Below are 19463 nucleotides of genomic sequence, written 5' to 3' on the forward strand. Positions count from 1 at the left end.
AAACTTAAAATTCGGTTCCTTTCTCAAGAAGACCTGTATTCGTTTGCAAGATATCTATATTGAAAAGCAGCAGGCTGAAGAGAAAGGTAACAAAGAACACTACCAAGATCAGTCCGAAAATCCCCAGGAAACCGTTCCTTAGAAAACGGAATTGCAAATAAGAAACACTAACCAATGTGTTTTGAAGAGAAGAAAGTTGTTTTTCACCCCCCACCTTACCGTAATTATAGATATAGAACCCGGACAAAAGCCCGAGCAGGGATAAGATAAAGATTCCAAATTCAGTTACATAGTATTTTTGTAACAGGAAGAGAGGGATGTAGATGAAATTTCCGATTAGAACACCTACAAGAATGATCACCAGAAAATGAATCAAAAGCTTGAGATAGGAAGCTCTTGAGTTTGCCACCGGAGCGCGTCCTTCTTCTTCCAGAGCGGATGAATGTTTGAGTGTTTCGAAGGTAAGAGGTTCTTTTTTTCCTTTTTCAATGTATAGGGAGGAAAGAATGCAAAGAACAAGACTTGTAAGAAAAAAGACAACTCCTGCCCAAGCCCAGATTCCGCCTTCCGTAGCAATCCTAAGATGAACTAAAGTTTGTTGCAAGGTCCAAAAGATCCCCAACCAGAATAGTCCGCGATTTAAAGGCAAATAGAACCATGCCTTATAGAGGAAAGAAACAAATGCAGAGAAACATAGTAACATATAAAAAATAAGAATGAAGAATAATATCCTTTGCCCGATCAGGATGCGTTTGAGCGTATCGATGGATTCTTCCGGAGTCGTATCGATGGGAAGTTCTTCCTTTTGCAGCTCCCGGATCATATGGCTTAGATAATCGATTCGGAACCAAACTCCTCTCTTGATTTCTATTTTTTGTTCCGGCGAACTAAAGCTGATGTCTTCTTCCTTTGCTTCCATACGGACGGAGATCGGTTCCGAAACTGCCAATTCGTAGTCAACTAACATGGAGTGTAATGCTAACACTAGTAAAAAAATAGGGGTGAGGATTGGAATTAGTCTTTGGTGTTTCTTCATTTGGTTAGAGATAAACTATCATGGCGATCATTCCTGCCGCAATTAATACAAGTAATACGATAAAAGGCATGATTTGAAAGGAGTCTTCGGAATCTTTCTGTTTTTGCGGTTGCCCCGCTTTTCTTACGGCAGTGATGGACGCAGGCGATGTCAATACGGGAGCGGCTCCCGCAGAACTGTCAAAGGTTTTGATTTTTACGGAATTTTCCTCTTCCACTATCTTTCCGTAAACCTGCTCATTGATTTTGATTACCACTTCGGAAATATTTTTCGAGTTGGAAATGTTTACGATCTTTGCAGGAACCTGTTTGATGTTGCCTGAATCTTCCTTTAGTTCCAAACTTTCGATGATAGCATTGGTGATAGGATCGCCCGGCAACAAACGGATAAAAACATTATCTCCTCCTTTCAATTCGGAAAGTGGGGTCCCGTTAACAGGAGATAATTGGAAACGAAACTGAATCAGTTGTTTGTCGGGAGGAATGATAAAGCCGGAAGTAGTCGGTACGATTACGGGAGGAGCTTCTTTTTTTGCGATCTCTTCTTCATCAATCGTAGTTTTTTCTATATCGGCGGGATCGATCAGTTCATAATGAATCTCAACTCTGGGATTGGAGTTACCTGCGGTTCGATTGTGAATTTGAGTAAAAATAAATTCGATTCTATCCACCAGATTGTGATCTATGTAGTGGAACAGTTCTTCTAAAAAACTCTCTGAGTTAAAAGATGACTTTAAAACTTCGTGAATGGACTTTGTGATGTTTTTAAGTTGATCACCTTTGTAAATAACTCTCTGCGTTCTGTTATAAAAGTCCTGAAATGTGGACTTGACAGGGAGTAAAATCAAAGGACTACCGCTTGCCACTCCTTCAAATTTGATGGTACGGATTCCGACCGGGTCCAAAACAGCTGCAAGCATAGAATAAACCATGTTCGTTTCGTCCCGTACAATCACCTTAATAGAATAGTAATTTGGAGTGTCTGGCATAAGGTTCTTTTTTGACAGTATCCATCTGACGGAGAAAGCTGTCAAAAAGATTAGGTTTGCATGGGAATCGTCACATTAATTACCACCAGATACATTCGCGGGTCTCGCGTTTTAGGATTTTTATCCATTAAGTCCAGGCTTTCCTTTATCGTTATGGCGGTTGGGGTCTCTTTGCTTGTTGTCGTACTTTCCATTTTCAATGGATTCCAAAAACAGGTGAAAGAATCGCTCTGGCAGGGCGGTCCGCACATCACGATCGAAAATTCCTTCGGTTCAGGGGCAATCTACGACTATGAGAAAGTAATTTCCCACTTGCAGAGCGATCCGAAACTCAAAGATTTCATTATTTCCGTGGAAGGAAATATCACAAGCCACGGACTCATCCAAAGCAATAACAACTTCAACCCGATTATGATCCGCGCCGTGCCGATCGATTCTGTGGAACGGCTGCTTCAGAACGGTCTTCCCAATTTTCCGAGGATTCTGCATTACAACCGGGATGAAATTCAAAATATAAATTCGAAAAAACTGGTTGTGATCGGAAAAGAAATGAGCGCTATCTTCGGATACGGGATGGGGCGCGAAATCACTATGGCGGTTCCGGGAGGAAGATTCACTGTGGAGAGGGGGGTTCAGGTGAACGTCCAGACTTTCCGACTAACAGGGCTTTTTAAAACGGGGTATTACAATTACGATTCCAAGTTCGTATTTTTATCTCTGCCTGTGGCTCAGGATTTTTTTAAGATGAAGGGTGCCGTAAACCAAATTGCAATTAAGGTCAGTTCACTGGACGATCTGAAACAAACAAAAGTTAGGATTCTGAACCGTTTGAACGAAGACAATTGGAATCCTTCCATCCAGGAAAAAGCTTCCTGGTCAGTCAGAACGATTGCGGAAGAACAGGAAAATTTTCTAGCGGCACTTCGTTTGGAAAAAACAATCATCTCCATTATTGTATTTTTATTCATAGTTCTTGCGGCGCTCGGAATGGTTGCAACCGTCCACTCGCTCGTCCGTGCCAAAAGAAAATCCATCGGAACATTGAAAGCGCTCGGACTTGCTTCCAATGATATACTTCTGATCTTCACACTCAATGCCATGGTAGTCGGAATTCTTTCTTCGCTTGTAGGTGGAATGTGGGGAATATTCGTCGCAACAAAACTGGAAGTAATCATCAGCGGTCTCTCCGAAATCATCAATTCGGTAGGAAGCACATTGAACCCCGGGGATTGGAATCATATGGAGCTTGTTCCGAAAGATATTTATTATTTTGATCATATTCCGGTGGATATTGATATTTCCTTTATTTTTATGGTAACAACCGCTTCTACCATCTTATCTGGGTTAGCCGGGTACTTCCCTGCACGTTGGGCTGCAAATTTAAATCCTGTGGATACAATTCGAAATGATTAATTCTGAAAATTCTGTAACTATATCTGTTCGCGGTTTGGAAAAATTTTACCAAGTGGTGGATCAAAAATATCAAATCCTTTCCGGAATGGACTTTGAGGTCAGAGCGGGAGAAATTGCCTCCGTAGAAGGTGCTTCCGGTGTAGGCAAATCGACACTCTTGAACATACTCGGTGCAATGGACTCGTTTGACGGCGGTGAGGTGGAAGTTTGCGGAGTTTCTCTTAAAAACTTGAGTGAAAAACAAAGGGAAAATTTCAGAGCCGAAAAAATCTCTTTTATATTCCAACAACATTTGCTTCTGCCTGATTTTACCGCTTTGGAAAATGTAATGATGCCTCTTCTCATTTCCAAAATAAATCTGAACCAAGCAAAATCCCAAGCAAAGGAGATGTTGAAATTGGTGGGACTTGGAGAGAGAACGGAAAGTTTTCCTTCTCAACTGTCAGGAGGAGAGAGTGCAAGAGTCGGTGTTGCACGTGCTCTTGTGGGAAAAAAACAACTCATCCTTGCCGATGAACCGACAGGAAATTTGGATCGGGACAATTCCAGACATTTGATGGATCTGATTAAAAGCTTGCAAAATGAATTTCGTTTTTCACTGATCCTTGTGACCCATGATATGGAGCTTGCTTCCATGGCTCATAAAAGAAATCGAATCGTATCCGGAAGATTAACACCGATTAACGGATGAGTCTTTGGCACTTTATTGCATCAGATGTGGTCTTTCCGAACCGGTTTTTTTAGAAACCGGAAAATTCGGATGCCCGTCTTGTTTTTCCTGTTTTTTGCCAAAGGACTGGACCCGATTCTACTCGCAAAATCGTGAGATTTCCGTTCCGGTAAAGATAGACCATTCTCCTTATCCGCATATTTCTTTGTTTAGAGAAGTTACCTGCCGTATCCGCCTAACTCGGTGTTTGCGGGACGGATTTTTTCCTTATTATTCTCCCGCAAACGATAAAATTATTTCTTTGTTAGAGGAAAAAGGAATTCCTCTGGATTTGAAAACATCGAGTTCCGTTGTTTCCCCGGATTATCCCTACCGTTTTTATTGGAAAGAAGAGGATCATCTCCGCCTGGAATGGATTTTTACTTGGGAAAAAGGAAGCATATTATCCGACGAAGACGGGTTTTCCCCCTTTTCGAAGAATTTTTTTAAAAAAATAAAGGGTTCCAAAAAAAAAGTCAGAGAGATTTTGTTTAGGAAAGGGCTTTGGGCTTGGTCCACTCGCACTGGTTTTTTGAATTCTTGTCCGACCAATGCGGGAAGAGGGGATCGTTTGAGCTTGCAATGGAAGATGCCTATGTTCCTTTATAATGACCTGGAAGCCTATCTATCTCTTATTTTAGGATTTGGTTTAGAATTTAGGCTGATTACCGATGATAAGAGAGGTAGGAAAGGAGAGGATTCTGAGGTTCAAGTGCAGTTTTCCTGCAAAAATGCAAATCCGATCCAAAAACTACGGTTTCATAAAATTCTTGGTTTACTGGGGTTCGCTTAAGTCGGTACGGTAAAGATGGGAACAAAGACGTTCGTCTAAGTATAAAGAGGTAAGGTGCGGCATGTTGGAATTCACAAAAAGAGCAAAACGAGTCATCAACGAAATCGCGCAGGACGAAGCTAAACGCTTAGGATCCGATTTTATCGGTCCCGAACATATACTACTCGGCCTATTGCGAGAAGAAGATTCGGTTGCGATCAAGATTCTAACGAATCTTAACATAAATTTGAATGAGCTTAGAAAGGAAGTCGAAAAACGTACTCGTGAAAACACGGGCGCGCTACTACTCGATGTCACACAAGGCCAAGATAAATATCAGAAAATGATAGAAATCTCCAAGGAAGAAGCCAAGAGATTAAAACATAATTATGTGGGAACGGAGCATATCCTTCTCGCGTTACTACGAGATAACAATAATATTGCGGGCGGTTCGCTTTCTTCATTTAGCGTGAACTATAATGTAATCAAATCCGAAATTTTGCGCCTACTTGGCGCTCCTCCCGCAAGTGCGGTGGGTGCGGGAACTAGTACCGGCCAAACTCAGCAACAAACAACTCAATCGGCACCCAGACAGGAAAAAAGTAAAACTCCTATCTTGGATGAGTTCGCTCGCGATTTAACACAGCTTGCCCGTGAAAAAAAATTGGATCCGGTCATCGGAAGATCCAAAGAAATCGAAAGAGTGATTCAGATCTTATCACGTAAGACAAAGAACAATCCGGTGTTAGTTGGTGAGTCCGGTGTTGGTAAAACCGCTATCGTAGAAGGACTTGCGCAAGCGGTTGTGGAAAAACTGGTACCTGATCTGTTATTTGAGAAAAGAGTACTTTCTCTTGATCTTGCAAGTTTGATCGCCGGAACAAAATACCGAGGTGAATTCGAAGAGAGATTGAAAAAGATAATGAAAGAGATCGTTACGTCTCAAAATATCATTATCTTTATCGACGAATTACACACGTTAATCGGTGCCGGAGCGGCGGAAGGCGCGGTAGATGCGGCCAATATTTTGAAACCTGCTCTTGCCCGCGGCGAGCTGCAATGTATCGGTGCTACTACAAGCAACGAATATCGCAAATACATCGAAAAAGATTCCGCTCTGGAAAGAAGATTTCAAATGGTGAAAGTGGCAGAACCTTCCGTTGACGATGCCATTTTGATTTTGGACGGACTTAAAAAAGCATACGAAGCTCACCATAAGGTGCGTTATACGGCAAAAGCTCTTGAGCAAGCCGTAAAGTTATCTCACCGTTATATCAATGACCGTTTCCTTCCTGACAAGGCGATTGACATCATTGATGAAGCGGGAGCGAAAGCTCGCCTTGCCAATTGTCAACGACCGGCTGAGATCAAAGATATCGAAGAAGAAATCAAAGTTCTTTCTTTGAAAAAAGAAGATTTGGTTCGAGGTCAAGAGTATGAAAAAGCCGCAGCTGTTCGCGATGATGTGAACCGTAAAAAACAGGCATTGGAAGACAAAACCAAACAATGGCAAGAACGTATGGAAGGTTATGCCGTTTCCATTGAAGAAGAAGATATACTATCTGTTGTTAGTTTGTGGACCGGAATTCCTTTGAAAAAAATGGAACAAACCGAAAACAACAAACTTCTCAATTTGGAAGAATCCATTAAGGATAGAATCGTCGGCCAAAAAGATGCCATCGACAAAGTCGCTCGCGCGGTTCGCCGTTCCCGCACAGGTCTTAAAAGTGAAAAGCGTCCTACGGGATCTTTTATTTTCCTAGGACCTACTGGTGTTGGCAAGACAGAGCTTGCAAAAGCTCTCGCGGAACAGTTGTTTGGTTCCGGGGATGCGATGCTTCGTATCGATATGTCTGAATATATGGAGCCTCATGCGGTTTCCCGCTTGATCGGTGCTCCTCCGGGGTATGTCGGTTATGATGATGGTGGTCAATTGACCGAATTCGTAAGACGTAAACCTTATAGCTTGGTACTTTTGGATGAGATCGAAAAGGCTCACCATGATTTGTTCAATATTCTGTTACAAATTATGGAAGAAGGCAATTTGACCGATACAAAAGGAAGAAAAGTTAACTTCCGTGATACGATCATTATTATGACTTCGAATATTGCTGCGAAAGAGATTTCCAAAGGTGGTCGTCTGGGTTTTGAAGATTTCCAAGAGGAAAGAGAGCAATATAAAGCGGACCAGGCTCGGGAACAGTTGAAAAAACATTTTAATCCCGAGTTCTTGAATCGTGTCGATGAAGTTGTTTATTTCGAACCTTTGAAAAAAGAAGAGATCGTTCAGATTGTGGATATCATGCTGAAAGATTTCAACAAACGACTTACCGAGAAGAAAGTGTTTGTAGAACTTTCACAACCCGCGAAAGAACATTTTGCCAATGTCGGTTATGACCAAAACTATGGCGCCAGACCGCTTCGCAGAGTGTTCCAACGGGAATTGGAAGATTATATGGCAGTTCAATCTTTGAAAGGAGTTTATGATAACCCAACGAAGATCTTCGTAGATGCTGTAGATGCAAAGCTTCAGTTTAGCGAAACTCCTTGGGAAGATTTTAAAGAACCTGTAAAGAAGGATGATGATTCTTCTTCCAGTGAAGAACAGAAGGATTTGGCCTTAGTGTAAATGGCGATTCTCATTCCTTTACTATTCCTCTTTTCTTATTTTTTTATCAGAAAAGTATGGTTTCAGTTGAGAAAGGTGAGAACGCTCGGAACCATCGAGAGGATTCAGATTGGTATCATCAGACCCAATCTGGTTCTTCCCGAAGCCAAGGTTCATTATAAATATTATTTTCAATCAGGTCTGTATTTCGGGTCGGGTTACTTAAATGTGTCTGATTTTCTACCGGGAAAAGAATTTCATCTACATTTGGGAGAGGCGGATTTGCCAACTATGTATGTAGATGAGTTTGAAATCACTAGCGAAGAACATATCGAACATTACTTGCTTTCTCACGCGGGAAGTGTTTTTCTATACATAGACCCGATCGAGCCCTATCATTCCAGGATTGATCAGGTGAATTTAAATTCAATCAGCGTTCATTCGGATTCAACATGAAAACTCAATTTCTCGCCTTTGTGATTGCACTGGCTCCTTTTAGTTTGGTATTTTCGCAAAGCCCTGCCGGCTCTTCTTATTTTCAAGCGGTTGAAGAATACAAATTAAGAAATTATCCCAAATCCATAGAATTACTCAAAGGACTTCAATCGGAAGGAAAGGCAACTTTTGAAAGTTATGCGCTCCTAGCTTATAATTATGATAAGTTAAATGATTTTGAAAATGCATACGGCTCCATCCAGGAAGCCCGCAAAAGAAAACCGGACGATGAAAATCTGGCAGCGGATACATTGGGTATTTTGGCCAAGTATAAAAAATGGAAAGCTGTGATCGAGTTGTCGGAAAAGTTCGTTCCTCTGTTTCCTACAAATGCGGAAATACGATATTTTTATTCTCTCGCCTTATCGGAAAAAGGTGCTGGTAAAGTTGCGCTTTCTCAAATTGAAAAAGCAAAATCCGGAAATGCAAATGATGTGCGTTTTCTGGAATTAGAGGGAAAGATTTATTATTTATTAAAAAATTATGATAAAGCGGATATGAGTCTTCGTTGGGCATCCTCTTTGAATGAAAAGTCAGCATCCATTTGGAATAACCTGGCTTTGGTTCAAGAAGCGCTATATCGTCAAAATTTGAAGTTGGGAAAAAAGAAAGATGCGGTCGGGTATTTGGAAGAAGCGAAAGAATGCATCCAAAAAGCCGAGAATATAGATTCCAATGACAGTTCCGTAAAAGAAAATCACAAACGTATTCATTCCATCACTAATTCGTGAAGATCAAATTTCATACATTGGGTTGCCGTCTTAATTTTTTTGAGACGGACGGGCTTTATTCCGTGTTAAAGGATAAAGGTTTTAGCCTCGCGGACACCAATGAATCTGCAAATTATATAGTCGTTAATACCTGCACTGTAACTAATAAAGCGGACGTTAAAAACAGAAGTATCATTCGAAATGCAATTCGTTCCAATCCGGGGGCGAAAATTTTTGTAACAGGCTGTTATGCGGAAACCGACAAAGAAGCAATCCTTGCGATCCCCGGTGTAACAGGAGTTTATGGAAATACGGAAAAAAGCGCACTACCATATCGTATTTTAGAAGATTGGAAAGGTGAGGTTCAAACTTCTCCAAAGGTTTTGGATCGTTTTTCTTATTCGGATGTTTTGCCGGAAGGCCATACCAGGGCTTATCTGAAAGTCCAAGACGGTTGCAATCGTAAATGCTCTTATTGTAAAATTCCTTCTGCGCGTGGTTTAGGCGTTAGTCGAAAATTCGAAGATGTACTGGATCAAGTGCGGTTTTTGCAAGACCATGGAGTCGGAGAGATTCAATTAACCGGCGTTAATTTGGGTTGGTATCGACTTGATAACGGAGAAAAAGGATTTATTTATCTTTTGGAGAGTATTCTGAAGATTCTCGAATATTCGAGACTTCGTCTATCTTCTATCGAACCCCCCGATGTGGGAACCGATTTGGCGGACCTGTTAACTCATCCTCGGTTTTCCAAATTTCTCCATGTTCCTTTGCAAAGCGGAAGCCGTGATGTTTTGAAAGCAATGCGTAGAACTTATCATCCCGAGTCTTTTCGTAAAAGAATAGAAGCTGTAAGATCAAGACTTCCAGATATTTTTCTTGGAACCGATGTCATTGTAGGTTTTCCGGGTGAAGGGGAAGAGGAATTCGAAATCACTAAAGGTATGTTAGTTGATTTGGGTTTTGCAAAGATTCACGCTTTTCCGTATTCAGTTCGTAAAGGGACAGCGGCCGAAACTTGGGGAGACCCTATCACGGGTGATATCAAAAAAAGAAGAGTCTTGGATTTGATGAGCCTGAGCGCCGATCTGCATAAGAAATATGCGGAATCTAGAATTGGAACTGTAGAAGAAGCTATCTTGGAGAGTGACGGGACTCTTGTTACCGGAAATTATTTAAAAGGAAAACTGAAAGACCAAGCTGATTATGAATATTTGACCGGCGGACAGTTCTTGGATGTTAAAATTGCCGGATACAGTTCAACTAATGCAGGTAAGGAAGGGACTTGCGAATTTGAATTAAGAAAGTAATAAAAATAAGTTTGAGTGTGATCTTAGTATAGGTAAGTCATTTTAAGTTTGTATTTTGGGTAATGGGAAAGATGGAGGAGGGTTATACGGGGGTTGGAGGTCAGAGATCTAACCCATCCAATCTCCGCCACCTTCTCCCCCCAACCCATTAAATCCAACTCCAACAATTTCGAAAAAAGAAAACATCTCGACACACCTAAATAATCCGCTAATAAACTTAGCTCTACCAAATCCCCTTCACTGACTTTCATTCCTATACGAACCAAATCCAATCCTTCTTCTTGATATTGTTTCGAAATTTTTTCATTGGACCACAATCTTCCGCTAAAAACGGATTCGTAATATTTGTTTATTAAATCGCTTAAAAGCTCTGAACAGGTTCGATTCTTTTTTAGAAATTCAAAATGTGCGAATAGACCGCGAGGGAGAAGAAACGTAAATGCTTTCCTACGGTTTTTTGGATTCGGACTTTTGCTGATAAAAGATTCGATCTGTTTGAGACGAATGAATTGGTTACGAGATCTCATATATAGAAGAGAGAGATTTCTCTTTCGATTGGTTCTGCAAAATAAGTAGATTTCGCTATGTCGATCTATTTAGAGTAAGGAGATTAGCCTTTTTTTTTGAGAAAATCCGTTATAGTAGACTAAATCCGGAGATATAGCAGATAAAACCAAAAAAAAAAAGTGAGCTCAAACCAAGGTTGCCGAACCTTGCAGTATATTATGTTTGAAAATTTTGAATCAGATGCAGTGCGCATCCAAACCGAAAGAACCGCCCAACGCGAACATTCCACCCCTCTTTTTATGACATCGAGTTTCATTTTCGATGATGCCGAGCAAGCACGTGCTCTATTTGCGGACGAAATCCAAGGCAATATATACACTCGATTTTCCAATCCAAATAACGATGAGTTAGTCGAGAAACTTTGCCGTTTGGAAAAAACCGAAGATGGACTTGCAACTGCCTCCGGAATGGCAGCAGTCTTTATTTCTATGTTTGCTCTCTTAAAAACAGGAGATCATGTGTTGGCCTCCCGGTCGGTATTCGGATCAACCCACCAAGTATTGACTCAAATTTTTCCGAGATTCAATATAGATCATACTTATGCTGACATAGGTAAGGTGGAGGAATGGGAGAATGGAGTAAAGCCGAATACCAAGATTGTATTCATTGAGACTCCGTCTAATCCCGCTTTGGACATCATTGATCTGAAATGGATTGGCGAATTTTGTAAAAAAAGAAATTTGATTCTGATTGTCGACAATTGTTTTTGCACTCCTTACATCCAAAGACCTTCCGAGTGGGGTGCCGATTTGGTAGTTCATTCCGGAACAAAATTCCTGGATGGACAAGGAAGAGTGATTGCTGGTGCTGTTTTGGGCCGTAAAGACCTAATGAAAGAAATTAGATTCATTGCACGTGCTACAGGTCCTTCTCTTTCTCCTATGAATTCATGGATTATTTCCAAAAGTTTGGAAACACTTGCCATTCGTATGGAAAGACATTCTGAAAACGCAACCAAGCTTGCCGAGTATTTGGAAAAACATCCCGAAATAGAGTTTGTCAGATATCCTTTTTTAAAATCTCATCCGCAATATGAACTGGCTAAAAAACAAATGAAGTTAGGCGGTGGTGTCGTTAGTTTTGTAGTAAAAGGTGGTTTGGATCGGGGCCGTAAATTCTTAGATGCTTTAAAATGGTTTTCTTTAACTGCAAATTTAGGCGATTCAAGAACTACTGCAACTCATCCTGCCTCTACAACACATTCGAAACTAAAAGAAGAAGAAAGGGTTGTAGTAGGAATTTTACCAGGTTTGATTAGAGTTTCCGTAGGTCTTGAGCATATTGATGATATCATTGCCGAGGTGGACCAAGCACTTCTTGGCTCAAAGTAAAGAGGCGGTAATCCGATTTTTTCTTTTCATCTAATGCCTGTTCCAGTATCGGAACGGCTTTTGGTGAAAGTGATAATGCTTCTTTATTTTCCAAATTATGTTGAAACATACGGTTGTACATTTCTCCGGGACTTACATCTACTTCTAGCTTGATGATTGATCCCGGGGAGATTTGATTTTTAGCAAGCTTTGCTTCTATCTGAATAGATTCTCCCGGAGAAAGTCTTGTATCAAAACTTTCCTTTTCGATAAATATATCTACAAATCTTCCTATCGTTTCTTCTCTGAGGAGGATTGGTTCTTCGGACTTTGCCTTTGAATCCAAGATCAACCGAATATAGATTTTCGGAACCGCATAACTCGGAAACTTATGACCGATGTTCTTTGAAGTCAACATGCCTTTTGCGAAAATCGAATTATCTTTTTCAAAGATATCCAATTTTACTTCCAAGCCATTTTGAACCATTTCTTTGTCATGAATTCCTTTCCATTCATGATTGCGGCCCGGCATATGGCAATTCTGACAACTCGTTCCTTCTTTGGCAAACCTGGAAGTCTTCCATTCCGAAAAAGTTTCCATCATTCGTTTCCCGTTGATTATTTTACCGGATTCGGGAGTTTCATGGCAGTTTTTACAAAATTCGGATGATTCAAATTCTTTTTTAACAGTAAAACCATTGTGAGGTGTTAATTTCGTAGCCACAGAATTTACTCTGGAAGGGGGACCATATCGATTGTGATTTCTCACATGACAATTTGCACAAACTAACCCTTGTTTTTCCGTTCCTTTGGGGAGATAGGTTTCCCACTCTTGTGGAAAATCCGGTTCCCAACCTTCATTCACTGCCAAATATCGCCTTGTCTCTGTTAAAGGGCTATGACATCGAAAACATGTGTCGGCTTTTTTCTTCCCAAGTCCCGGCAATTGCCAGAGGATACCCGAGCTGATGGTTCGGGCATGAAGACTTTCTTCCCATTTCTGGAACTGTTCCTTGTGACAGGTACCACAAGAAACAGGATCTAATTGTGATTCTAATTGGGAAAAATGACCGGGAAGAGGGCCTTGTTCGGGAATCGGATCTTTCCAATGCGTCTCCAGAAATTCCTCACCACGGCATCCTAATGACAAAGAAAGAATGATGGCGGCGATGAAAAGTAATCTGATCAGCATTGTATTCGCAATATAAGACAATTTATCTTCTAAACTGTATATTTTTCTGCTATCTAAAAAAAAACACCTCTAAAAATCATTGAACGAAGTAGGACGGCTCAGATGATACGTTTTATTTCCAAACTTCGTTTTCCGGTTTTGATCGGGCTTTTGGTTTTTGCTTCGATGGCTTGCGGAAAATCAAATTCTAATCCATTAGTAGCAGATCGAAAAAATTTAAAAATCGAAATCTGCTCTGGTTCCTATGGCGACCTACTGAAAAAAGCGGTTTTACCTTTTCTTTCTAAAAAAGGCTATAATATCGAAATTGTTTCCTTTAGCGATTATATTCAACCGAATCTGGCCTTGGCAAGTAGAGACATTGACGCCAATCTATTTCAACATCAGCCATACCTTAGCGGAAGAACATAAAAATATAATTGTAATAAGAGAAGAAGATAAAAATTCGCAATCTACGAAAGATATTGAAGAAGCAGTTCGTTCAAAAGAATTTGCAGAAGTAATCAAGAGCGACTTTCAAGGTAGGGAATTACAAAATTAAAAGGCAAAAATCTTCGTAATCTTCGATCAAACGTCGGTATGGTCTTTCTGCAGTTTCATCTGCTGTCCAATTCCACTGTCTTTGATAACATTGCGTTTCCTTTGAAAGCCGCAGGTTGGCAAAAAATCAAAATAAAAACGAGAGTTTTGGAGCTTTTGGAACTCGTTGGCATTTCCGAAAAAAGAAATTCTTATCCGAATGAATTAAGTGGAGGGCAAAAACAAAGAGTAGGAATTGCAAGAGCACTTGCAAATCATCCCAATCTTGTTTTATGCGATGAGCCTACTTCGGCATTGGATCCCGAAACAACCACGTCCATTCTATCGCTTTTGAAAAAGATCAATAGAGACTTGGGAGTCACAATTTTGATTGTTACTCACGAGAGTTATTCTGTAAACGAATGTGGATTTGAATGTTTTGATGAGCAATATCGAATATATTTCCGGAAAACCTATTGGAGTATTTTATATTGAAGTCATCGGTAAAAAGGAAGATGTTTTGTCTGCAAAGAATACATTTATTCAACGGGGGGGGGGGGCCGAGATAGAAGAGGTGAGTTTGTGATTCTAAGTCGTCTATCGGAACTTTTGCCGGAATTATATTCCGCATTCGGACAGACTTTTCTAATGTTATTCATCTATATTTTCTTCGGTACTTTGGCAAATTTGATCCGATTGATTCCCTATGTGATTTTGCTAGTATCTTTGTTACCGCTTACTTTACTTTTAACCGGCACGACGATCGGACCCGGTTGCGGCGTCCGTTTCCTTATCGGTAGCAGCCATTCCCTTTCTCGCGAGGCTAGTGGAGTCTTCACTTCGTGAAATCCCGGAAGGAATCTCGGAGGCGTCCGTTTCAACGGGAGCTAATTTAATACTGATTGTGAGGATTATACTTTTCCCGAAGCTTTGCCCGGAATCATCTCCGGAATTACATTAACGACTATTAGTCTGTTAAGTTATTCCGCTATGGCTGGAATCGTAGGAGGAGGAGGGATCGGAGATTTGGCAATTCGATTCGGTTATTATCGTTATGAAGACGATATCATGTTTTTCACTGTGGCAGTTCTCATACTATTGGTTCAGCTAGTTCAACTAACTGGCGATAAATTAAGAAATAAATTCGATAAAAGAAGCTAATCCATACAAACTTTGAAAATTTATATTTCCCAAAGTATGTATGGATTTATGTGATTATTATAAAAAAGAAATAGAATCGGATATTCTAAAGCTTATCCTCCGCAAGCATTTCCTCCTCCGCCCGAAGCACTGCCGCCGGAGCTAGTGCCGCCACTGCTGCTGCTTCCTCCCGGTAGTAAATACTTTTTGTCCGCTTCTACCAAAGCAGATGAAGAAGTGGAAAACTGCTTGGTAGTTGCTAAGTTATAATTTGGCACCGAGAAAGCCGGGTTGAGTTGCAAACTTTCAGTAAGAAAAGCATAATCAGTTCGCCAAGGTGATCCGGTATCCAATGCATTTGGTGCGGGATATGCTGCGTTCGTTGCAGGATTTAGATCGGCAGGCTCTGTGCTTGGTTTACGATTTCCCAATGCTCCCCATTCTATCCAAGATCCTTCGTAATTTCTGGTTGGATAACCTACGATCGAATTGGAAGCAAAGAATGCCGCAATGGCTTTCGCACCGTTTTGCCCGTATGTAATTACCGTTTTGCCTTCCGTATAGCCTGCATTAGCTAGTAATGTTTTTATCTCTACCTTTGTTTTGAACTCGGATGTACTCGAGTTGATAAGAGAAGATGTTGGCAGACTCTTGGCACCGGAGATATGTCCTTCGTGGTTCGTGTAACAAATAGTCGATGTAATTGGTGTAGTCAGCTTATTTACACAGTTTAGTGAAGCGCTGGTAACTGTACTGCTTGCTGTACCATTGTATTCGGCGGCAGTTCTCGAATCCCAAAAAAACACGCCTCCTGTAGGAACGGGTGTTACTTTTTCAAAAGTAGTCACTCCGTTTTTCAGGATATGAATTATATCTCCGACGGTCGCATGTAGAATTGTATTGTCCGTAAATATGTTTTTAGCTGAAGCTGTACGACTGAATTGCGGCCCGGATGTTATCGTGAATGTTGTAAGAGATCCCAAGGTAGCATGGTATTTTACAGCACCGTTCAAAACCGCCAGATGGGTCTTGTCTACACCCCAATAACGAAGTGCAAACCAACCGCGTAACGCTTGTAATAAGTTATCGTCCGTTGCGGTGTCAGCGGAGAATACAACTAAATCCTGACGCAAGTCCAATCCGAATGTTCCGAAGAATGAGTCGATTGTTTTACCTTCCGGCACTATCAGTTCGGATTCTATAATTCCGTTGCTTCTTGATTGACCGAAAAAACTACTTGGGTTGTTAAGGACGTATGTATATACATCTTTACCGTTCGGGACTACGTAACTATTCGATAGAACTGAGGAATTTGTCTGTATTTGAAATATAATCAAACTGCCCGTAACTCCTGCTGGTTTGGAATTCGCCCAATCGGATCTGTATTTTTCCAAAGTTGCGGCAGTGATCAATCCGTATTTGTTTTCGGAATAGTTTTCTGCGGATTCACTGGCAAGGTCGGTTGCCGAGTTTACTTTCGGAGAAATCGGTATGAGCAACTTCAATGCCGCCGGCACAAAAGCATATTCCGGCATTTTTTTACATTCAGAGTTTACTAATAGTAAACCCAGCAAAAGAATTGGAATTTTTATAGATCGCATAATGTATGTTCCTTTATAAGTTATATGGTAAAGTTGCAGCAAAACCGAATGTTTCCAGTTTGGCGGTATTGTAACCCGATAGGGTTTTTGAATAGAAAACAGTGTAAAAATTTCCAAACGAATCTGAAAAGCCGAGTCCTACTTCCACGTTATGAAAATCTTCCTTTCTCCCCCAGGCAGGCCTGTCATTTGCTACCCAAATGTCTGCCAAGTTGACACCGGGGATTGTGTCTTGAACTTTCAAATCTAAATAGTTATAAGGAGGTGTTTGCCTTGGATCTGCGAATGCATATCCCCCTTGTCCGATTTGGCCCCTTCCGCCGACGGTGAAGAAAATATTCTCCAAAAACCTTTTATAGAATGCACCGTAATATAGAATATCATCGGGTACGGGAGCTTGTCTTTTTCTGTAACTCCATTCTCCCAGAGCGCCTAATCCCCAAACGTTGAAGTCTTTAGCAAGATAAAGGTTTACATCCCCGCCACTGGCACCGTCTCCCAACGCTTGAGGGTTGCGGTCATAGTCTCCTTTTTTAATAACTCCCGCACGAACGGAGATTGTTGGCATCCAAAAATACTTGGAGTCGAATTCATCAATCAGTTTATAACGAATTCCCAGTCGGGTATCCAATACTCCGTATTTATCAGGGGATTCGGGAGTCGTTTGAATACCGAAATACCGATCAAAGATTTTATGGCGTCCCAATTTGCCAAAGCCGGAGCTAATATCTGCAGTTAGTCTATCGGTGATTCCATATTCGAGAATCAGGCTTCCTGCATTGATTCGAACGTTATCATCATAACTTGAATGATTGTTTGCCAAATAAGCACTGTTATATTCAGAATGAACAAAGACAGGACGTACCCAAAGCTGTCTCTCATAAGGCGCCCAAGCCTGCTGGGCTGACAAAGAAGAGTATAGAAAGAAGATTGCGCCAAAGATTTTTTTTATATGTTTCATGTTAATATTGTATATAATGATATACTAAAATGTTTAATTACTTCTTATCCAGTTTTACGTTGAAACGGATGCTAACGAAATATTCCAGAGCATCCAATTGTTCTTCTGTCAATTTGCCTGCAAAATCGGGAAGATTGACTCTGCGTTTTTCCGTATTGGGAAGCGCTCCTTGCAAATAATCCAGCCTCTCGGCTTGAGCCACTTCTTTTGTCTTATCCGTTGGGGTGGCAAGTTCTACCTCTTGGTTGAACACAGCCTTTCCCAGGTGAAACTTTTCCCTGTCCTTTCCTTGAGGGACCTGAGCGACACCACCTCCTCCGAATCCTCCTGAAGGAAGAATGGGTAAACTGAAGGATGTAATAACGGATATGGCGAATATGATTGTTATTTTTTTCATTGTTTTAAGCCTCTTGATTCCATAAAATAGAACAAATATCTGCTATCAAGAACAAGAAGTATAATTTATTGGATATTTTTGAGGAAAACCGCCCAATGAATTGAGCGGTTTGTGCAATGAATCGGACTATTGGTTCTTGTAAATCAAGTCGTCGATTTGAATTTGTCTGGAAGTAGTCGCGTTAGCGTTCACTTTCAGGTTCGAGTAATTTGCCACTACGCCTGTTGCATTGAATCGTAGACCTTCCGTTACGTCGGCAGAATCCGTTGCAAATTTGGAACCTGAAGGAAGGTTTTGTTTTCCTCCTGTAGTTGCAGTCAATGAACTCCATTCAATCCAAGAGTTATCATAGAAAGCGGTAGGTTTACCAAGGATGATAAATGTAGACATTCCCGTGATCATGGATCTTGCATTGGTTCTGCAATATTGTAAGATCACTTGTCCGTCTTGATAGCCCGATTTACCTGTGTTATCCGACTGCCAAGTTACATCTTTCCAAAGTGCTGCGATTTCGGATTTTGTTTTGAATCTACCTGTCGATTGATTGATAAATTTCGGCCATGGAGCAAAAACCGCCCCTTTGATATGACCTTCGATCGCACTTTTATTTTGGGCAGTTACACCACCGGTGTTATATTCAGTCACTCCGGTAGCACTCGCTACCCCGGCGTATTCATTGCTAGCTGCGGTTGTATTGAATCTTGCGTCTGCAATGAATACAGATCCGGAGAATCCGGTTGCACTCGAGGTTCCGCCTGCTTTCACAAATGCGATGATGTTTTCTACCGGTTGTGCCAATACGGAGTTGTCTACACTCTTAAGTGACTTTACGGAAAATGTTCCGGTATTAGGTGGAGAACTTTGTCCTCCTGTAGTAACCAATTCAGATACTGCAAATTGCGATTTGATATCTCCGTCCAGAATCGCTATATTTTTTTTATCAGCTCCCCAGTAACGTAACCAGAATAGACCACGACCGGTTGTTTGATAGATTGAACCTTTTGGAGTGCTGGGAAGATCTGCGGAGAAGCCGTTTGCTAAAGAACCTACGTTGACTCCTGTTGCACTATCGGTTCCCGCAGCAAAAACAACTAAGTCTTTTGTAAGATCGATATTGTACAATTTAAGGAATGCATCTGTTCTTGCTCCGTCTGGAAGACCCGTAGGAACGTATGTGACACCGCTGTTTCTTTCTTGGCGAAAGTTAACGTCTGTTCCACCACCAGCGTTCCAATCATAAACATAAACACCGGTCGCCGGTTTGATATATTCTTGTCCTGTTCCAGCAGTGTTCGATTGAAGGATGATTAAGTTTCCTGAAATTCCGTCAGGTTTTGTTCCTGCCCAATTCGCGATCCATTTTTTAACTGTGGTCGCAGTTACTAAGCCGTAATTATTATTATCATAATTGTCCGCAGATTCGCTGGCAAGATCTGCCGCTGAATTTACTCTCACACCGTTTCCAAGTATTACTGCCAAAGCGATTAACCCTGTATTGTCGTCTTTGTCTTTCTTGCAGGCTCCTAGAAACCCAAAAAGGACAAGACCAACTGCTAATTTACCGATGATTTTTTTCATGGTATTTTCCTCTAAATGCAAATTTCCTCCGGTAAGGGTTTCTGTCCCTAAAGGAAGATAAGCCAAACTGGAACGAACAGGGTTAGAATTCAATTGCATAAATTCATTATAATGAATAAAAATATGCTATTACGAACATATTCTTGGATATTTGTAT

The 19463-nt window shown here is 41.0% G+C and carries 21 protein-coding genes and 1 pseudogene; 14 read left to right on the plus strand and 8 right to left on the minus strand.

Going from position 1 to position 19463, the window contains the following annotated elements; translation table 11 throughout:
- Positions 1-4: 4 nt before the first annotated feature.
- On the minus strand, positions 5-1036 hold the full coding sequence (locus tag EHS11_RS18650) for an LIC_10230 family protein (RefSeq protein ID WP_167884489.1): 1032 nt from the start codon (positions 1034-1036) through the stop codon (positions 5-7).
- A gap of 4 nt (positions 1037-1040) precedes the next feature.
- Positions 1041-2024, minus strand: coding sequence for a hypothetical protein (locus EHS11_RS18655; protein WP_135765861.1), 984 nt, complete (start codon positions 2022-2024; stop codon positions 1041-1043).
- Positions 2025-2084: 60 nt separating this feature from the next.
- On the opposite strand from EHS11_RS18655, the gene EHS11_RS18660 reads away from it, so the two are divergent.
- The 7 genes from EHS11_RS18660 to mtaB all read left to right on the plus strand — a co-directional run bounded on the left by EHS11_RS18660 (position 2085) and on the right by mtaB (position 10041).
- Positions 2085-3437: an ABC transporter permease gene (locus EHS11_RS18660; protein ID WP_167884490.1), complete on the plus strand. Its 1353-nt coding sequence runs from the start codon at positions 2085-2087 to the stop codon at positions 3435-3437.
- Entirely contained in the window at positions 3430-4128 is a 699-nt protein-coding gene (locus EHS11_RS18665) for an ABC transporter ATP-binding protein (protein ID WP_135765862.1), read from the plus strand. The genes EHS11_RS18660 and EHS11_RS18665 overlap by 8 nt, the downstream gene beginning before the upstream one ends.
- A gap of 4 nt (positions 4129-4132) precedes the next feature.
- Positions 4133-4939, plus strand: coding sequence for an ATP--guanido phosphotransferase (locus tag EHS11_RS18670; RefSeq protein WP_135765863.1), 807 nt, complete (start codon positions 4133-4135; stop codon positions 4937-4939).
- Between the two features lie 61 nt (positions 4940-5000).
- Complete coding sequence (locus tag EHS11_RS18675) at positions 5001-7547, plus strand: ATP-dependent Clp protease ATP-binding subunit (protein WP_135765864.1); 2547 nt, start codon at positions 5001-5003, stop codon at positions 7545-7547.
- On the plus strand, positions 7548-7982 hold the full coding sequence (locus EHS11_RS18680; RefSeq protein ID WP_135765865.1) for a hypothetical protein: 435 nt from the start codon (positions 7548-7550) through the stop codon (positions 7980-7982).
- On the plus strand, positions 7979-8752 hold the full coding sequence (locus tag EHS11_RS18685; RefSeq protein WP_135765866.1) for a tetratricopeptide repeat protein: 774 nt from the start codon (positions 7979-7981) through the stop codon (positions 8750-8752). Before EHS11_RS18680 ends, EHS11_RS18685 begins: the two co-directional genes overlap by 4 nt.
- A complete protein-coding gene (gene mtaB, locus EHS11_RS18690; RefSeq protein WP_135765867.1) occupies positions 8749-10041 on the plus strand; it encodes a tRNA (N(6)-L-threonylcarbamoyladenosine(37)-C(2))-methylthiotransferase MtaB in 1293 nt (430 codons plus the stop codon). The genes EHS11_RS18685 and mtaB overlap by 4 nt, the downstream gene beginning before the upstream one ends.
- 23 nt (positions 10042-10064) lie before the next feature.
- Here mtaB and EHS11_RS20500 read toward each other — a convergent pair whose 3' ends face one another.
- Positions 10065-10568 carry a DUF1564 family protein gene (locus tag EHS11_RS20500; protein ID WP_135765868.1) on the minus strand — a complete coding sequence of 168 codons (504 nt, stop codon included), beginning with the start codon at positions 10566-10568 and terminating at the stop codon, positions 10065-10067.
- Between the two features lie 198 nt (positions 10569-10766).
- On the opposite strand from EHS11_RS20500, the gene EHS11_RS18700 reads away from it, so the two are divergent.
- Entirely contained in the window at positions 10767-11939 is a 1173-nt protein-coding gene (locus EHS11_RS18700) for a trans-sulfuration enzyme family protein (protein WP_135765869.1), read from the plus strand.
- On the opposite strand, the gene EHS11_RS18705 is transcribed toward EHS11_RS18700, so the two are convergent.
- Positions 11899-13110 carry a multiheme c-type cytochrome gene (locus EHS11_RS18705; protein WP_167884491.1) on the minus strand — a complete coding sequence of 404 codons (1212 nt, stop codon included), beginning with the start codon at positions 13108-13110 and terminating at the stop codon, positions 11899-11901. The two genes, EHS11_RS18700 and EHS11_RS18705, sit on opposite strands and share 41 nt — an antisense overlap.
- A gap of 102 nt (positions 13111-13212) precedes the next feature.
- Here EHS11_RS18705 and EHS11_RS18710 point away from each other — a divergent pair, with 102 nt between their 5' ends.
- From EHS11_RS18710 to EHS11_RS20515, 6 genes and pseudogenes are all read left to right on the plus strand, one after another.
- A complete protein-coding gene (locus tag EHS11_RS18710) occupies positions 13213-13521 on the plus strand; it encodes a MetQ/NlpA family ABC transporter substrate-binding protein (RefSeq protein ID WP_246048057.1) in 309 nt (102 codons plus the stop codon).
- The gene (locus EHS11_RS20505; RefSeq protein WP_167884492.1) at positions 13472-13651 is read left to right on the plus strand and encodes a MetQ/NlpA family ABC transporter substrate-binding protein; all 180 of its coding nucleotides are present in this window, start codon (positions 13472-13474) and stop codon (positions 13649-13651) included. Before EHS11_RS18710 ends, EHS11_RS20505 begins: the two co-directional genes overlap by 50 nt.
- Before the next feature lie 38 nt (positions 13652-13689).
- Complete coding sequence (locus EHS11_RS18720; RefSeq protein ID WP_135765871.1) at positions 13690-14124, plus strand: ATP-binding cassette domain-containing protein; 435 nt, start codon at positions 13690-13692, stop codon at positions 14122-14124.
- Positions 14072-14215, plus strand: coding sequence for a hypothetical protein (locus tag EHS11_RS20255; protein ID WP_135765872.1), 144 nt, complete (start codon positions 14072-14074; stop codon positions 14213-14215). Before EHS11_RS18720 ends, EHS11_RS20255 begins: the two co-directional genes overlap by 53 nt.
- The gene (locus tag EHS11_RS20510; protein WP_246048058.1) at positions 14212-14475 is read left to right on the plus strand and encodes a hypothetical protein; all 264 of its coding nucleotides are present in this window, start codon (positions 14212-14214) and stop codon (positions 14473-14475) included. The genes EHS11_RS20255 and EHS11_RS20510 overlap by 4 nt, the downstream gene beginning before the upstream one ends.
- A 78-nt stretch (positions 14476-14553) precedes the next feature.
- Positions 14554-14790: pseudogene (locus EHS11_RS20515) on the plus strand (methionine ABC transporter permease); the annotation flags it as partial.
- Positions 14791-14882: 92 nt separating this feature from the next.
- Here the strand turns inward: EHS11_RS20515 and EHS11_RS18735 are convergent.
- The 4 genes from EHS11_RS18735 to EHS11_RS18750 form a co-directional block, all read right to left on the minus strand.
- The gene (locus tag EHS11_RS18735) at positions 14883-16304 is read right to left on the minus strand and encodes a sulfurtransferase (protein WP_167884493.1); all 1422 of its coding nucleotides are present in this window, start codon (positions 16302-16304) and stop codon (positions 14883-14885) included.
- 79 nt (positions 16305-16383) lie between these two features.
- Positions 16384-17331: a hypothetical protein gene (locus EHS11_RS18740; RefSeq protein WP_135765874.1), complete on the minus strand. Its 948-nt coding sequence runs from the start codon at positions 17329-17331 to the stop codon at positions 16384-16386.
- A gap of 37 nt (positions 17332-17368) precedes the next feature.
- The gene (locus tag EHS11_RS18745; RefSeq protein WP_167884494.1) at positions 17369-17728 is read right to left on the minus strand and encodes a hypothetical protein; all 360 of its coding nucleotides are present in this window, start codon (positions 17726-17728) and stop codon (positions 17369-17371) included.
- Positions 17729-17854: 126 nt separating this feature from the next.
- Entirely contained in the window at positions 17855-19405 is a 1551-nt protein-coding gene (locus EHS11_RS18750; protein ID WP_167884495.1) for a rhodanese-like domain-containing protein, read from the minus strand.
- Between the last annotated feature and the right edge of the window lie 58 nt (positions 19406-19463).

The organism is Leptospira ilyithenensis (assembly GCF_004771005.1).
GTDB classification, from domain to species: domain Bacteria; phylum Spirochaetota; class Leptospiria; order Leptospirales; family Leptospiraceae; genus Leptospira_A; species Leptospira_A ilyithenensis.

Coding starts and splice junctions, on each gene's coding strand:
- EHS11_RS18705 (WP_167884491.1), bottom strand. CDS start 13,110: ATGCTGATCAGATTACTTTTCATCGCCGCCATCATTCTTTCTTTGTCA.
- EHS11_RS18660 (WP_167884490.1), top strand. CDS start 2,085: ATGGGAATCGTCACATTAATTACCACCAGATACATTCGCGGGTCTCGC.
- EHS11_RS18710 (WP_246048057.1), top strand. CDS start 13,213: ATGATACGTTTTATTTCCAAACTTCGTTTTCCGGTTTTGATCGGGCTT.
- EHS11_RS18720 (WP_135765871.1), top strand. CDS start 13,690: ATGGTCTTTCTGCAGTTTCATCTGCTGTCCAATTCCACTGTCTTTGAT.
- EHS11_RS18680 (WP_135765865.1), top strand. CDS start 7,548: ATGGCGATTCTCATTCCTTTACTATTCCTCTTTTCTTATTTTTTTATC.
- EHS11_RS18685 (WP_135765866.1), top strand. CDS start 7,979: ATGAAAACTCAATTTCTCGCCTTTGTGATTGCACTGGCTCCTTTTAGT.
- EHS11_RS18745 (WP_167884494.1), bottom strand. CDS start 17,728: ATGAAAAAAATAACAATCATATTCGCCATATCCGTTATTACATCCTTC.
- EHS11_RS18740 (WP_135765874.1), bottom strand. CDS start 17,331: ATGAAACATATAAAAAAAATCTTTGGCGCAATCTTCTTTCTATACTCT.
- EHS11_RS20255 (WP_135765872.1), top strand. CDS start 14,072: ATGAGCAATATCGAATATATTTCCGGAAAACCTATTGGAGTATTTTAT.
- EHS11_RS18700 (WP_135765869.1), top strand. CDS start 10,767: ATGTTTGAAAATTTTGAATCAGATGCAGTGCGCATCCAAACCGAAAGA.
- EHS11_RS18735 (WP_167884493.1), bottom strand. CDS start 16,304: ATGCCGGAATATGCTTTTGTGCCGGCGGCATTGAAGTTGCTCATACCG.
- EHS11_RS18750 (WP_167884495.1), bottom strand. CDS start 19,405: ATGCAATTGAATTCTAACCCTGTTCGTTCCAGTTTGGCTTATCTTCCT.
- EHS11_RS18655 (WP_135765861.1), bottom strand. CDS start 2,024: ATGCCAGACACTCCAAATTACTATTCTATTAAGGTGATTGTACGGGAC.
- EHS11_RS20500 (WP_135765868.1), bottom strand. CDS start 10,568: ATGAGATCTCGTAACCAATTCATTCGTCTCAAACAGATCGAATCTTTT.
- EHS11_RS18675 (WP_135765864.1), top strand. CDS start 5,001: ATGTTGGAATTCACAAAAAGAGCAAAACGAGTCATCAACGAAATCGCG.
- EHS11_RS18650 (WP_167884489.1), bottom strand. CDS start 1,036: ATGAAGAAACACCAAAGACTAATTCCAATCCTCACCCCTATTTTTTTA.
- EHS11_RS18665 (WP_135765862.1), top strand. CDS start 3,430: ATGATTAATTCTGAAAATTCTGTAACTATATCTGTTCGCGGTTTGGAA.